Source organism: Arthrobacter sp. Soil762 (assembly GCF_001428335.1).
Taxonomy (GTDB): Bacteria; Actinomycetota; Actinomycetes; order Actinomycetales; family Micrococcaceae; genus Arthrobacter.
Genome location: NZ_LMSG01000017.1, coordinates 115,579 through 129,333, shown reverse-complemented (window position 1 = coordinate 129,333; position 13,755 = coordinate 115,579). Strand labels below are relative to the sequence as shown.

The following is a 13,755-nucleotide window of genomic DNA, read 5'->3' as shown; positions in this document are numbered from 1 at the left end:
GGGTCAGACTGCCTCGCCGGTCTGGACTTCCAAGCCCCTGCCCTCGAAGCAGGTCCGGGTGCCGGTGTGGCACGCCGCGCCGACCTGGTCCACGCGGATCAGCAGGGCATCGCCGTCGCAGTCCAGGGCAACCGATTTTACCCACTGGACGTGGCCGGAGGTGTCCCCCTTGCGCCAGTATTCCTGGCGGGAGCGGGAGTAGAACGTGACCCGGCCGCTGGTCATGGTTCGGTGCAGGGCTTCATCGTCCATCCAGCCCAGCATCAGCACTTCGTGGGTGTCGAACTGCTGGACCACCGCGGCAACCAGCCCGGCGCCGTCGCGCTTCAACGCGGCCGCAACAGCGGGCGGAAGCGGGCTTGTGGCGGGGGCCGGGACTATTACGGGGGCGGAGGCGGGCTGCTCAGACATCAGACCAAGTCTAGTGCCTCATCAGCGGCCCCGAATATGCACCAACGGGCATACAAACAGGGTGTGAACAAGGGCACCTATCGGCTGGCGGTTCTGCTGCCCAACTTCGCTGCTCTCGTGCTAGTTTCACAAGTGATGCATTTCGTCGAACCGTCCCGAGAAGTCCTGGCCGAAACCCTGCTGGCGGCCGGCCCTGATGCCCCCACCCTCTGTAGAGGCTGGCGCACCAGGGACCTTGCCGCGCACCTTTACCTTCGCGAACGCAAGGCTGCCGTAGGGCTTGGCCTCATCATCAAGCGCCTGTCCAAGGCTTCGGACAAAGCCACCGCCAAGCTCGCGGCGAAGCTGAAAACCGCTGACGACTACACCGGCCTCGTGAACACCTTCCGTAGTGGCCCGCCGGCTCTGTCCCCCATGAACATCAAGGCATTGGACGAAAGCTCCAACCTGATCGAATATTTCGTGCACACCGAGGACATCCGCCGGGCTGTGGACCGCTGGGCGCCGCGCGCCCTCGACGAGGCCTACTCGGACGCCCTATGGGACGAACTGATCAAGCGGGCAGCCATCCTTTACCGGGGCGTCGACCTTGGCATTGTGCTGGTGCGCCCGTCCGGGCCGCGGCATGTCGCCAAGCGGGCACCGGTTTCGGTGGCGATCGTTGGTGAGCCGGGCGAGCTGCTGATGCACGCCCACGGCCGCACCCGCCACGCCCTGGTCACCTTCGAAGGCCAGCCGGACGCCGTCGCCCTGCTCCAGTCGGCAGAAGTCGGCCTCTAACAAAGAAACGCGAGGTCACTTCCGGCCGAATAACCATCGGTTATCGGGCAAGAAGTGACCCCGCGTTGCTGAGTCGGGTGGGGATCAGCGGACTTCGAAACCTGCTTCGCGGATGGCCTGCTTGACCTGGGACATCATGTTGTCCGGGCCCCAGTGGAAGATCGAGGCTGCCAGCACGGCGTCCGCACCGGCGGCCACGGCCGGCGGGAAGTGGGCCGGTTCCCCGGCCCCGCCTGAGGCGATGATCGGCACTTTCACGGCTGCCCGGACGAGCCGGATCAGTTCCAGGTCAAAGCCGTCCTTGGTGCCGTCGGCGTCGATGGAGTTGAGCAGGATTTCGCCGATGCCCCGGTCGGCAGCTTCCCTTGCCCACTCGATGGCGTCGATCCCGGTACCGGTGCGGCCGCCATGGGTGGTCACTTCAAAGCCCGACGGCGTGGGCTGGGACCCGGGGCGGGTCCGGCGGGCGTCCACTGACAGGACCAGCACCTGCGAACCGAAATGCCGGCTGATTTCGTTGATGACGTCCGGCCGCGCAACGGCGGCCGTGTTGATGGAAGCCTTGTCCGCGCCGAAACGCAGGAGCTTGTCCACCTCGGCAACACCGCGGACACCGCCGCCCACGGTCAGCGGGATGAAGACTTCCTCGGCCGTGCGGCGGACCACGTCGAAGGTGGTTTCGCGGTTGCCCGAGGACGCCGTGACATCGAGGAACGTCAGCTCGTCGGCACCCGCATTGTCGTAGCGGTGCGCCAGCTCCACCGGGTCACCCGCGTCGCGGAGCCCCTCGAAGTTGATGCCCTTCACAACGCGCCCAGCGTCGACGTCGAGGCAGGGGATGACTCGTACAGCTACAGCCATGGGGACTCCTGGGATTCTCGGGTGGATTCTGCGGCGCGGCGTGAACCGGACGGGAGCTCAGATACGGCAGGCGTGGATGCTGCTGACCAGGATGGCGCGGGCGCCGAGGTCGTAGAGCTCATCCATGATCCGGTTGGTTTCCTTCTTCGGAACCATGGACCGGACGGCCACCCAGTCGGAGTCGCGCAGCGGTGAGACGGTGGGTGATTCCAGGCCGGGAGTCAGTGCAGCGGCCTGTTCCACGAGTTCCTTGCGGATGTCGTAATCCATCAGCACGTATTGGCGTGCCACGAGGACGCCCTGCAAGCGGCGGATCAGGACTTCAATCTCCTTGGCGGTGCCGTTCGCGGCTCCGCCTTCGCCGGTGCGGCGGATCAGGACCGCTTCCGATTTGAGGATCGGCTCGCCGAAGATTTCCATCCCGGCGGCCTTGAGGGTGTTGCCCGTTTCCACGACGTCGGCGATGGCGTCCGCTACGCCGAGGCGCACGGAAGACTCCACCGCGCCGTCAAGCCGGACCACCTTGGCGTTGATGCCCCGCTCGGCGAGGTAGCCGCGGAGCAGCCCGTCGTAGCTGGTGGCGAGGCGCTTGCCTTCCAGCTCTTCTGCTGCGGCGAAGTCACCCACGGGTCCGGCGAAGCGGAACGTGGACGCGGCGAAGCCCAGGGGCAGCAGTTCCTCGGCCTCCACCTCGGCGTCCAGCAGCAGGTCTCGGCCGGTGATGCCGACGTCGAGGGTTCCGCGTCCGACATACACGGCGATGTCGCGCGGGCGGAGGAAGAAGAACTCGATGTCGTTGTCCGGGTCCATCATGACGAGCTCACGGGTGTCGCGGCGCTGGCGGTAGCCCGCTTCGGACAGCATGGCGGAGGCGGCTTCGGACAGGGAGCCCTTGTTGGGTACGGCTACTCGCAGCATGGGGGTCTTTCTTGATTGGGAGGTCTATGGATCAGGCAAACGGGCCACGCAGGGCACGGGCAGGCAATTGTTGACCGCCGGGTGCCGCAGTGGCTACAGATGCTTGTAGACGTCTTCCAGGGTCAGGCCTTTGGCGAGCATCAGAACCTGCAGGTGGTAGAGCAGCTGGGAGATTTCCTCGGCCGTGGCCTCATCGGATTCGTACTCAGCGGCCATCCAGACTTCGGCTGCTTCCTCCACGACTTTCTTGCCAATGCCGTGGACTCCGGACTCCAATTCAGCGACGGTGCGGGAGCCTGCCGGGCGGGTGGCTGCCTTCTCACTCAGTTCAGCGAACAGCGTCTCGAAATTCTTCACGCCCTACAGCCTACTTGCTGCCGGCCCGGGGGCGCCTTTCGGGCCGCCGCATGACGGGCGCGATGTGAGCGAACACACACCGCGCCCCGGCAGCCCGCCCGCTGCTATGTGTACTGCTTGAGGAGGACTGCGGTGGCCAGGGCTGCCGTCACGGCTTCGTGGCCCTTGTCTTCGCTGGAGCCCGGCAGGCCCGCACGGTCGAGTCCCTGCTGCTCCGTATCGCAGGTCAGCACGCCGAAGCCCACCGGCACGCCGGTGGAGACACTGACATCGGTCAGACCCGACGTCGCAGCCTGGCAGACGTACTCAAAGTGCGGCGTGCCGCCGCGGATCACGACGCCGAGTGCCACCACTGCGTCAAAGTGCGGTGCCAGCCGCGCGGCGGCGACGGGAAGCTCGAAGGCGCCCGGAACGCGCAGTACGGTCGGTTCGCGGATGCCCGCGTCTTTGGCGGCGCGCAGGGCACCGTCCAGGAGTCCGTCCATGATCTGGGTGTGCCAGCTGGCTGCCACAATGGCCAGCCGCAGTTGCGACGTTTCCGCCGGGTTGAGGGTGGTGAGGTCAATGTTTGGTGCGCCGTGTCCGCTCATGCGTGAATCTGATCCGTTCAGTTTTGGTCGTGGTCGAAATCGTCGGCAGCGCCGCTTGGCACCGTGACAACGTGTGTGTCCAGCATCAGCCGGTGCTCCATGCGGTCCTTTTTGGTCTGCAGGTAGCGGATGTTCTGGTCGCGGGAGGGCACCTCGGTGGGCACCATTTCCACCACCCTCACACCGGCTTTGGCGAGCCTGTTCTTTTTGTCCGGGTTGTTGCTCAGGAGCCGGATCTCGTGGAGGCCCATCTCGGCCAGGATCTGGGCGGCCGCCTTGTAGCAGCGGGCGTCCACCGGCAGTCCCAGCTGCTCGTTGGCCTCCACGGTGTCAAAGCCCGCTTCCTGGAGGGCATAGGCCTTGATCTTGTTGGCCAGGCCTATCCCCCGGCCTTCCTGCCCGCGCAGGTACAGCAGCGTGCCGCCGAACTCGTTGATCAGCTCCAGGGCGTAGGCCAGCTGTTCGCCGCAGTCACAACGGTAGGAGCCGAAGACGTCGCCGGTCAGGCACTCGGAATGCAGCCTGACCAGCGGAGCAACGCCCTCCTTGGGCGGATTGGGTGAGCTCACAGCCAGGTGTTCGGCACCAGTGACCAGGTCTGTCCACGCCTGGGTAATGAAATCGCCAAATGCCGTGGGCAGCTGCACAATGGGACCGCCGCTCACTGGGTGGTGGGCCCCGCCATTGCCGGCCGCCCCCCGGTGGTGTCCGTTCTGGTGGCCGTTGTCCGATACTCCGGAAGCCGTCATCATTACTCCTCTACTCCGCCCGGGCGTCCGGCCCGGTGTCACTGTCGGCGGGTGTCCCGGCTCCTGCATCAAGGTAGGCCACCAGATCCTCAATCGAGATCAGGGGGCACCCGTGTTCAGCGGCGAATCCCCGCAGCCCGTCGAGCCGCATCATTTCACCGTCGTCGTACACAACCTCGGCGATCACGCCCACTGGCTCCAGTCCGGCGAGCCGGCAGAGGTCCACGGCCGCTTCGGTATGGCCGGGGCGTTCACGCACTCCTCCGTTAACTGCCCGGAGCGGGAAAATATGCCCGGGCCGGGTCACGGCCGCCGGTCCGGCGCCGGGGTCGGCAAGGACGCGGGCCGTGAGGGCCCGGTCTGTGGCGGAGATTCCGGTGCTGACACCCACCGCAGCATCGCAGGAAACGGTGTACGCCGTACCCTTCGCGTCCTGGTTCACGGCCACCATGGGCGGCAGGGCCAGCGTGTCGGCGCGCTCCCCGCTCAAGGGGACGCAGATGACGCCGGAGCTGTAGCGGATAGTCCATCCCATGAGGGCAGGGGTGGCATGCTGTGCGGCGAAGATGATGTCGCCTTCGTTCTCGCGGTCCTCGTTGTCCACCACCAGCACAGGCCGGCCGGCGGCCATGGCGCGGATGGCATCTTCCACGGGGTCAAGTCCGAAGGTTGCGCTAGGCGCCGGGCCGGCGTCCGCGGCCGGGTCCAGCCGAACGGCAGCGTTCATCGTTCGCCCCCGGTGGTTGCGCCGGTGCTGAAGGCCAGCAGCCGTTCGGTGTATTTGGCGAGCACGTCGACTTCAAGGTTGACCCTGCTGCCGGTTGCCTTGGCCCCCAGTCCGGTCTCTGCCAGTGTGGTGGGGATCAGCCCCACTTCGAACCAGGGCTGCGGCTCCGCGGCGGGGCTGACCGCCGTGACGGTGAGCGAGACGCCGTCGATCGCGATGGAGCCCTTCTCCGCGATATAGCGGGCAAGGTTGGCCGGTATGCCGAACCTGAGGCGTTCCCAGTTGCCGAGCGCCTCGCGCTCCAGCAGCTGCCCGACGCCGTCGACGTGGCCCTGGACGACGTGGCCGTCCAGCCGGCCGCCGGCGGGGACGCAGCGCTCAAGGTTCACCGAGTCACCGGCGGCTAGTTCGCCGATGGTGCTGCGGACGAGGGTTTCGCCCATCACATCAACGCTGAACTCTTTGCCCTCGATGGCGGTGGCCGTCAGGCAGACCCCGTTGACGGCAATGGACCCGCCAAGTCCCAGCCCTTCGGTGGTGCCGGGCGCCCGCAGGCGGAGCGTTGCGCTGGCATCGCCATCCCGCTCCACGGACAGGACCTGTCCCTGTTCGGCAATAATTCCGGTAAACATCAGTAGCCTCCCATGGCTGGTTCCGCGGCAGCGCGGGATAGGTGTGGTTCAAGAGCTTCGGTTGGTACCGGACGGAGGTGCAGCCTCAGGTCCCGGCCCAGGGTCAGGACGGCGCCACCGTCGGAGGGGTCCCAGTCCCAGCGCCGGGCATCCGCGAGGGTGGTGATTCCCAGTCCGTTGAGGGCGGGAGTTCCGGAGCCCAGCAGGGTCGGGGCAAGGTAGACAATGAGTTCGTCCACAAGCCCGGCGGACAGGAACGAACTGAGGATGCGTGAGCCGCCTTCCACCATGACGTGGCGGACTCCCTCCGCGTAAAGGAGCGAGAGCGCCTCCCGCGGATCCCGCGTGGCGAGGTGGAGCACGTTACCGTCGTCACCGAAGACGGCGGCGTCGGCCGGAATGTCGCGCAGGCCCATCACGGCACGCAGCGGCTGCTTGCCGGCTGTGGCTCCGGACGCGTCGCGGGCTGTCAGCCGGGGGTTGTCCACGAGCACGGTCTGCGTGCCGACGAGGATGGCGTCGATCCGCCGCCTCAGTCCGTGGTTGTCAGCGAGCGACTCCGGGGAGGAGATCCACTGGCTCGTTCCGTCCTCAGCGGCGATCCGGCTGTCCAGGGTCTGAGCGATGTGCAGCGTCACGAACGGGCGCTGTACGGCCACTCCCAGGAACCACTGACGGTTCAACTTGAACGATTCGCTGGCCGCGAGCCCGCTGCGGACCTGGACGCCCGCGTTCCGGAGGGTGGCTGCGCCGCCCGCCGCAGGGTCATGAGGATCGTCGACTGCGTAGACCACGTCCGTGATTCCCGCACGAATGATCGCCTGCGTGCAGGGCCCCGTGCGGCCGCTGTGGTCACAGGGTTCCAGCGTGATCACCATTGTGCAGCCGCTCAGGTCCAGCCCTGCGGCCTCAGCCTGGGCGATGGCGTCCGCTTCCGCGTGGGGTGTGCCGGCACCGCGGTGGTAGCCGGTCACCAGCTGGTGGCCGGCAGCATCGATGACGACGGCGCCCACCAGCGGATTCGCTCCGCGCGGGCCCTGCAGGGCTGCTTCGAGAGCTGCGTCCATGGCGGCGGTTTCGGCGGCGCTGAACGCCGTGACGTTTTCGATCCGGGTCATGGGGCAGCCACCGGTTCGGTGGCTTCGGTTCCCGGAGCATGGGAAATCCTGGCTTCAAAGAGCCATCGCAAGGGGTTCATGTGTGTTGTCGTTCCTTCCCTCTAGAACCGCGATGGCTCCGGGGGTATACGACAGCAGAAGGCCGCAGCACCATAGGGCGCCACAGATACAGCTGTACGTGCTTCTCTCATCCAGACTTTAACTGTCGGTACCGGAATTTCACCAGTTCAACCGTCCGCCGGTTCCTTCCCTGAAGGGGGAAAGCGCCAGCTCGCGGGTCGCGGACTATCACCGCCGGTTCGGACTTACACCGACCCCGGAGCACGTATTGTGTGTTGCTATTGTGCCATAACCACAAGATGGCCCAGACTATTCCGCGGACGCAGCACGTAACTTGATGCTGCCGGCTTCGCGGAGCCGTCCGATGGCTGCTGCCGGGTCCTCCGCGCCGTAGACAGCCGAACCCGCCACAAAGACGTTGGCTCCTGCTTCGGCCGCCCGCAGAATGGTTTCCTCGGTGATGCCGCCGTCCACCTGGAGGGCGACGTTGATTCCGGAGCCGTCAATGGCCGCCCGGGCCTTGCGGATCTTGGGCAGGGTGAAGTCCAGGAACGCCTGGCCGCCGAAGCCCGGCTCCACGGTCATGATCAGGAGCATGTCCAGTTCCTCAAGCATGTCCAGGTAGGGTTCCACAGCCGTGGCAGGGCGCAGCGCCATGCCGGCCTTGGAGCCCCGGGCCCGGAGTTCGCGGGCCAGTTTGACCGGCGCAATGGAGGCTTCTGCGTGGAAGGTCACGGAGGCCAGCCCCGCGTCGGCGAACCCCGGCGCCCAGCGGTCGGCGTCGGAGATCATCAGGTGGGCGTCCAGCGGGACGGGGCTGACCGCCTGGATCCGCTGGACCACGGGCAAGCCCAAGGTGAGGTTGGGGACAAAGTGATTGTCCATAACGTCCACGTGCACGGCGTCAGCGTTGCTGATGCGCTGCAGTTCGGCTTCGAGGTTGACGAAGTCGGCGGACAGGATGCTGGGGTTGATGCAGCACTGCAGCATGGGGGAACCTTTCACGGGTCAGGCTTTCTTCCGGATGAGGGCCAGGAACATGGCATCGGTGCTGTGGATGTGCGGCCAGAGTTGCGCCGTGGAATCGTGGCCTGCGCCCAGATTCCCGGTCAGGCTCACGCTGTCCAGCACGGCACCGGCGTCCAGCAGCTCCAGGTCATCCCGCTTCCGGAGGGCATCGCTGACCACTGCCGTGGTTTCGGCCGGGTGGGGTGAACAGGTGACATAGGCAACCACTCCGCCGGGGCGGACGGCCTCCAGCGCCGATTTCAACAGGGCGCGCTGCAGCGGTCCCAGGTCTGCGAGGTCCTTGGGGGTGCGGCGCCAGCGGGACTCCGGCCTGCGGCGCAGGGCACCCAGCCCGCTGCAGGGGACGTCCACCAAGACACGGTCAAAGGACTCCGGCTGCTCAGTGCCCACGTCGCGGCCATCGCCGGTCCGGACGCGCCAGACGTCCCGGGGCACGGCGGACAGGGCCTGGCTGACGAGTTTGGCACGGTGCGGGGCCGGTTCATTCGCGAGCAGCGTGGCACCCTGGGCGTTGGCCAGGGCGCCCAGCAGGGCCGCCTTACCGCCGGGGCCGGCGCACAGGTCCAGCCAGGTTTCGTTCCGGCGTTCTGCCCCAGGGCTTCCGGTGGGATCGAGGTCCACCGCCGCCATGGCGCGGGCCACCAGTTGGGAGCCCACATCCTGGACGCGCGTGCTGCCTTCCCGGATGGAGGCGAGGCGGCCCAGGTCTCCGCCGCTGGAGAGCGCCGAGCCTTCAACGAGTTCACCGGGGGTTGCCCCGCCCTCCAGAGCTTCATCCAGGCTGCCCAGGCCGGGCAGGGCCACGAGGTTAACCACCGGAGCTTCGTTATCGGCTTCCAGCAGGTCGTTGATTTCGGCGGCTGACCGCCCGTGAGCCACCAGGGACTGGCGCATGGCCCGGACAATCCATTCGGGGTGGGCGTACCGGAGGGAGGCGATGGTGGTTTCGTCGCTTTCACCGGCAACGAGGATCTCAAGCCACTCCTCCAGGGTGTGCGCCGTGACTTTCCGCAATACTGCGTTTATCAGGGCGGAGGGTCCGGCGCCGATGACGGCGCGGGCCAGGCCCACGGTCTGATCCAGGGCGGCGTGGGCCGGGACACGCATGGCCAGCAGCTGATGGGTGCCGATCCGCAGGGCGTCGAGAATGGCAGGGTCAAGCTGGTCCAGCGGCCGGTCAACGCAGCGCGCCAGGATGGCATCGTACGTGCCCTGGCCACGCAGGGCCCCGTAGCTGAGCTCGGTGGCGAAGCCGGCGTCGCGCTTGTCCAGGCCGTGATGGCGGATGCGGGACGGGAGCACCAGGTTGGCGTAGGCGTCCTCGGCGGCTACCGCGCGCAGGACTTCAAAAGCCACAAGCCGCGCGGGGTCCGCCCGGCGGGTCCGCTGCGCAGGAGCGTTTTCGGTGAAGCTCCGCTGGGAGGGGCGGTTGCGTTCGCGGCCCTGGGCGTTGCGCTGGCTGGAATCCCGCGGCCCGCCCTTGCCACGTCCGTTGTTGCCGCGTCCGCCCGGGGCGCCGCTGCCGCTGCCGCCCGTGCCGCCTGCATTACCGCCGGATTCGCTCATTTGAAGACCACGCTTTCCAGTGTTGCCATGCCACGCGCCCAGTCAGCGGCGGCCATCATCTTTTTGCCCGAAGGCTGGATCCTCGTCAGCTCCACGGCGTGCGATCCGGTGCCCACCAGGACGCTCTTCCCGTCGAGGAATACCGCGCCGGGTTGCAGGTCAGTGTCACCTGGCCGGAGCCGGACAGGTTCGAGCTTGACGCGCTGTCCGTCCAAGGTGGTCCAGGCGCCGGGCTCGGGAGTTACGCCGCGGGCGCGCCTGCCGATCGCCAAGGCGGGCTGCTTCCAGTCGAGCCTGCCGTCATCGATGGTCAGCTTGGGGGCCAGTGAAACGTCGCCGACCTGCTGCTGTGCAGCTGCCCTCCCTGCCTCGACGGCGGACAGCGTCTGGGCAAGGAGCACGGCCCCGCTGTGGGACAGCCGCTCCAGCAGCGCTCCGGCGGTGTCCTCCGGGCCAACGCCCTCGGTCAGCGTTCCGAAGACCGGGCCGGTGTCCAGCCCTTCTTCCAACAGGAAGGTGACTGCCCCGGTGACGTCGTCGCCGGCCATCACGGCCCGCTGCACGGGGGCAGCGCCACGCCATGCGGGAAGCAGGGAAAAGTGCAGGTTGATCCACCCGTGCGGGGGAACATCAAGGGCGGGGCGCGGAATCAGGCCGCCGTAGGCCACAATGGCGGCCACGTCCGGCTTGGCCGCGGCGATTTTCGCCGTCACGGCCTCGTCCACGCGGGTGGCGTGGATGATGTCGATTCCCAGCTCGGCGGCGCGGGCTGCAACGGGCGACGGCGTCAGCACGCGTTTGCGCCCTATCGGCGCGTCAGGACGGGACAGGACCGCAACGATCTCAAAGCCAGCTGCTATCAGGGCATCTAGGGACGGGACGGCCACGGCGGGGGTGCCGGCAAAAAGTACCCTCATGTGGTGGCGCCGCCGCCGAAGCTGGCGCCCCCGGCGCTTGTGCCCCCAAAGCTCGCGCCGCCGAAACTGGACCCGACCGTCTTGGCTCGCTTCGTCGTCGTGCGTTCCGTGATGGCGTCATAGTTGGCATTGCGGATGGAGCGCAGGGCGGTCTTCCGGTCCTCGCCTTCCAGCCTGTCGGTGTAGAGGATGCCGTCCAGGTGGTCTGTCTCGTGCTGGAAACAACGGGCCAGCAGGCCTTCCCCCTCCACCGCGACAGGATTTCCATTGAGGTCAACACCGGTAGCGCGTGTGGCGCGGAAGCGGCGGACCGGGAACGCCAGGCCCGGAATGGACAGGCAACCCTCAACCTGGTCCGCTTGGAAGTCCTCGCTGTTTTCCAGGACCGGATTGATGATGTGGCCCTCCACGCCGTCGATCCGGTAGGTGAAGACCCGCTGGCTGACGCCAATCTGGGGGGCCGCGAGGCCGGCGCCATCCACGTCCTCCATGGTTTCCGTCATGTCCGCAACCAGCTTGGCGAGCTCAGGACCGAATTCCGTCACGGGATCGGCCACTGTGCGGAGCACAGGATCACCGATGATGCGGATGTTCAGAATGGCCATGTGCTGTCTTTCCTCACGGTGGGCGTTATTGGCGAACCTATCCAGTTTAGGCGCAGGGGAACCAGCCCCGGGACTCCGCGCAGCAGGACTCCAGGCATGCGAAGTTCCGGCAGGCGCGCTCCGCTAGGCGCTGCGGACCTGCGCAGACGCGGGCGGAGCCACGGGAAGAAGCGCAGACCCGGCGGCGAGCGTATCGGCGGACAGTTCCCAGACCCGGCGCAGGGCGCAGAACTTCCACCAGTGGTGCTTGAGGACGTCGGGGTTCGCGCGGACCGGCCGGACTTCGGTCTCGCCGATGGCCACAGCCAGCAGTAAGGGGTTCTCGCCGTACTTCCAGGGCTCCCATTCCCCAGCCACGGCATCCACCAGGCTTTCTTCCGCCTTCATGCCGGCCACCAGTTGCATAACCACCTTGTCGTCCAGCGGCTTGACGGTGCCATCCCGCGTGGTGCCCTTGGTTTTGTAATCAATAACGCAGATCCGGCCGTTGATTTTGGCCACGAGGTCCAGCGTCCCGGCGTAGCCCACTGACCTGTTCCAGACGGTAATTTCCGGTGCGATGGGCTCCACCCCGTAGAGGTCCCACCACTCATCGAACCGCAGGGCAAAGCCTTCCTCGCCGTTGGCCGCCAGGGCCTCGCGGGTCTCCTTCATGGCGTGGGGCCGGCCCAGGGCGCGGAGCGCAACCTGCTCGCAGTAATTATGGACGCGGTCCCCGCGTTTGGCGGCGTCGTCCCGGTACAGTTCTGCTGCCTTTGAGGCCCGGTTGACGGCCTGCCGGATCTTTGCCGGGCTGCCCAGGGAATCGGCCAGCAGCGGATCCTTGGCCAGGCTGCTGGCGCCCATGTAACCGAACCAGCCGTCCAGTCCGTGCGGCTGCTGGCCGATGACGGTGGTGATGGACGGAACGGAGAACTGTTCGGACGTGGACCGCGCATACATGCGGCCGTATTCCGTGGCGTGGGCAAGGAGTGGATCAGTCATGCAAAGACTCTTTCACAAGGGGCTGACATAATGGCGGGCACAAAAAAGGTCCGTTTCCGCTCGGCTGAGCGGAAACGGACCAGATTCCTCGGTGGGCGATACTGGGTTCGAACCAGTGACCTCTTCGGTGTGAATAATTATCCGGCCTCGGAGTAGATTGTAGGCCGCCGAAGCCTTTGGCCGTACTCCCCTACTCCCGTAAGGGATGCAGGGACCCTATGCCGGAACCGCTCGGACGCTCTGGGAGTCCCCTGGAGTATCACTTTGCCCCACGATTGCCCCACGGAACGGGTCTCCCAGGGCAGTGAGTACTGAGTCTTTCGGGGTGTCAGCGAGGTGCGCGTACCGTTGGGTAACCACCGAGGAAGCGTGACCAAGAAGACGCGCAACTTCTTCGATCGACACCCCGTTCTGCACCAACCAGGACGCATAAGTGTGGCGAAGATCGTGCGGGCGGGCGTGCCCGATCTTGGCCCGGCCGAGCGCCGGCGCCCAGACTCGTTTCCGCCAGTTGTTCACGTCCGTCATGTCCCCGGCCCCGTGCAGCACCAGGTTGGACCGGCACCGACCCGCGGCGTGCACGTGTCCGCAGTCCGCGGCTGGCAGTATCGGCAGCCGGTCCAGGATGTCCCCCACCCATCCCGGCACCGGGACGTCCCTCGCTTTCTTGCCCTTCGGATAGGCCTTGATCTGGTTCGCCTTCGGGTCCCACGTCTCCACCACGCGCAGCCAGCCGCGCTCGCGGTCCATTCGGTGCCGGTGCAGACCCATGGCCTCACCCCACCGCAACCCACAGCCGGCCATCAACGCAATCGCAGCAACGTCGAAGGCATCCCAGAATTCCTCAGTCAGCGACGCGAACTCAGCGTGCGTCAGGAAGCGCTCGCCGGCCGGTGGGCGTGACGGGAGCTTTAACCGGAACACTGGGTTGGCTGGGAGCACCTCGGCGTCCACAGCGGCGTTCAGTGAGGCGGAGAACAGCCCGGCGATCCTCTGCACCGAAGACGCGGCCAGGTAATGCCTCTGGATCTTCGCAGTGGGGTCCTCTGCCAGTGCCTTCTTCCGCTTGGCTTCCTCGGCCGCGGAGATCCGGCGCTCGGTCTTGGATAGCTCGGTGACCCAGGCGCGACCCCGGTGGCGGGTGATCTCCGCCAGCGGCACCGTCCCCCACTTGGGCATCAGGTAAGACTCCAACAGGTACGTTTCGCTGGCCATTGTGGTGGGCTCGACCTTCCTGGTCTCCCACCACTCGGTGGCCCATTCACCCCATGGCCGGTCCGCGGCGTCGGGATCCTGCCACCCGCGGGACCTGGACTCTTGCTCGGCGGCGGACGCCGCGTTCAGCGCCCGCCGTTTGTGGTCGAACGTGCCTGCCGATCGGCGTTTGCCGTTCGGGTCCCGGTAGAGTGCCCGGTATTTTCCGGAGGGTAGAACTTCGGTCCAGGCCATGG

General features: G+C 66.8%; 16 protein-coding genes and 1 riboswitch. Of the genes, 1 reads left to right on the top strand and 15 read right to left on the bottom strand.

What is annotated here, in order from left to right; genetic code table 11:
* Window positions 1–3 precede the first annotated feature (3 nt).
* Window positions 4–411, bottom strand: coding sequence for a phosphoribosyl-AMP cyclohydrolase (gene hisI / locus ASG77_RS11745; protein ID WP_056345628.1), 408 nt, complete (start codon window positions 409–411; stop codon window positions 4–6).
* Between the two features lie 135 nt (window positions 412–546).
* Here hisI and ASG77_RS11740 point away from each other — a divergent pair, with 135 nt between their 5' ends.
* Window positions 547–1,191, top strand: coding sequence for a TIGR03085 family metal-binding protein (locus ASG77_RS11740; protein WP_056345972.1), 645 nt, complete (start codon window positions 547–549; stop codon window positions 1,189–1,191).
* Between the two features lie 84 nt (window positions 1,192–1,275).
* On the opposite strand, the gene hisF is transcribed toward ASG77_RS11740, so the two are convergent.
* The 14 genes from hisF to ASG77_RS11670 form a co-directional block, all read right to left on the bottom strand.
* The gene (gene hisF, locus ASG77_RS11735) at window positions 1,276–2,052 is read right to left on the bottom strand and encodes an imidazole glycerol phosphate synthase subunit HisF (RefSeq protein ID WP_056345623.1); all 777 of its coding nucleotides are present in this window, start codon (window positions 2,050–2,052) and stop codon (window positions 1,276–1,278) included.
* A 57-nt stretch (window positions 2,053–2,109) separates the two neighbouring features.
* Window positions 2,110–2,970, bottom strand: coding sequence for an ATP phosphoribosyltransferase (hisG, locus tag ASG77_RS11730; RefSeq protein ID WP_056345621.1), 861 nt, complete (start codon window positions 2,968–2,970; stop codon window positions 2,110–2,112).
* 93 nt (window positions 2,971–3,063) lie between these two features.
* Complete coding sequence (locus ASG77_RS11725; RefSeq protein ID WP_056345618.1) at window positions 3,064–3,327, bottom strand: phosphoribosyl-ATP diphosphatase; 264 nt, start codon at window positions 3,325–3,327, stop codon at window positions 3,064–3,066.
* 104 nt (window positions 3,328–3,431) lie between these two features.
* Window positions 3,432–3,917, bottom strand: coding sequence for a 6,7-dimethyl-8-ribityllumazine synthase (gene ribH, locus ASG77_RS11720; RefSeq protein ID WP_056345614.1), 486 nt, complete (start codon window positions 3,915–3,917; stop codon window positions 3,432–3,434).
* Window positions 3,918–3,934: 17 nt separating this feature from the next.
* The gene (gene ribA / locus ASG77_RS11715) at window positions 3,935–4,666 is read right to left on the bottom strand and encodes a GTP cyclohydrolase II (RefSeq protein WP_056345970.1); all 732 of its coding nucleotides are present in this window, start codon (window positions 4,664–4,666) and stop codon (window positions 3,935–3,937) included.
* A 10-nt stretch (window positions 4,667–4,676) separates the two neighbouring features.
* A complete protein-coding gene (gene ribB / locus ASG77_RS11710; protein WP_082575983.1) occupies window positions 4,677–5,393 on the bottom strand; it encodes a 3,4-dihydroxy-2-butanone-4-phosphate synthase in 717 nt (238 codons plus the stop codon).
* Entirely contained in the window at window positions 5,390–6,025 is a 636-nt protein-coding gene (locus ASG77_RS11705) for a riboflavin synthase (RefSeq protein WP_056345612.1), read from the bottom strand. Before ASG77_RS11705 ends, ribB begins: the two co-directional genes overlap by 4 nt.
* Window positions 6,025–7,143, bottom strand: coding sequence for a bifunctional diaminohydroxyphosphoribosylaminopyrimidine deaminase/5-amino-6-(5-phosphoribosylamino)uracil reductase RibD (gene ribD, locus ASG77_RS11700; RefSeq protein WP_056345608.1), 1,119 nt, complete (start codon window positions 7,141–7,143; stop codon window positions 6,025–6,027). The genes ASG77_RS11705 and ribD overlap by 1 nt, the downstream gene beginning before the upstream one ends.
* Window positions 7,144–7,317: 174 nt before the next feature.
* Window positions 7,318–7,472, bottom strand: a riboswitch (FMN riboswitch).
* Between the two features lie 40 nt (window positions 7,473–7,512).
* On the bottom strand, window positions 7,513–8,193 hold the full coding sequence (gene rpe / locus ASG77_RS11695) for a ribulose-phosphate 3-epimerase (RefSeq protein WP_056345606.1): 681 nt from the start codon (window positions 8,191–8,193) through the stop codon (window positions 7,513–7,515).
* Between the two features lie 18 nt (window positions 8,194–8,211).
* Window positions 8,212–9,798: an RsmB/NOP family class I SAM-dependent RNA methyltransferase gene (locus tag ASG77_RS11690; RefSeq protein WP_056345604.1), complete on the bottom strand. Its 1,587-nt coding sequence runs from the start codon at window positions 9,796–9,798 to the stop codon at window positions 8,212–8,214.
* On the bottom strand, window positions 9,795–10,715 hold the full coding sequence (gene fmt / locus ASG77_RS11685; RefSeq protein ID WP_056345601.1) for a methionyl-tRNA formyltransferase: 921 nt from the start codon (window positions 10,713–10,715) through the stop codon (window positions 9,795–9,797). The genes ASG77_RS11690 and fmt overlap by 4 nt, the downstream gene beginning before the upstream one ends.
* Complete coding sequence (gene def / locus ASG77_RS11680; protein WP_056345598.1) at window positions 10,712–11,320, bottom strand: peptide deformylase; 609 nt, start codon at window positions 11,318–11,320, stop codon at window positions 10,712–10,714. Before def ends, fmt begins: the two co-directional genes overlap by 4 nt.
* Window positions 11,321–11,443: 123 nt before the next feature.
* A complete protein-coding gene (locus tag ASG77_RS11675) occupies window positions 11,444–12,304 on the bottom strand; it encodes a cytochrome (protein WP_056345595.1) in 861 nt (286 codons plus the stop codon).
* A gap of 216 nt (window positions 12,305–12,520) precedes the next feature.
* Window positions 12,521–13,753: a tyrosine-type recombinase/integrase gene (locus ASG77_RS11670; RefSeq protein ID WP_056345591.1), complete on the bottom strand. Its 1,233-nt coding sequence runs from the start codon at window positions 13,751–13,753 to the stop codon at window positions 12,521–12,523.
* Between the last annotated feature and the right edge of the window lie 2 nt (window positions 13,754–13,755).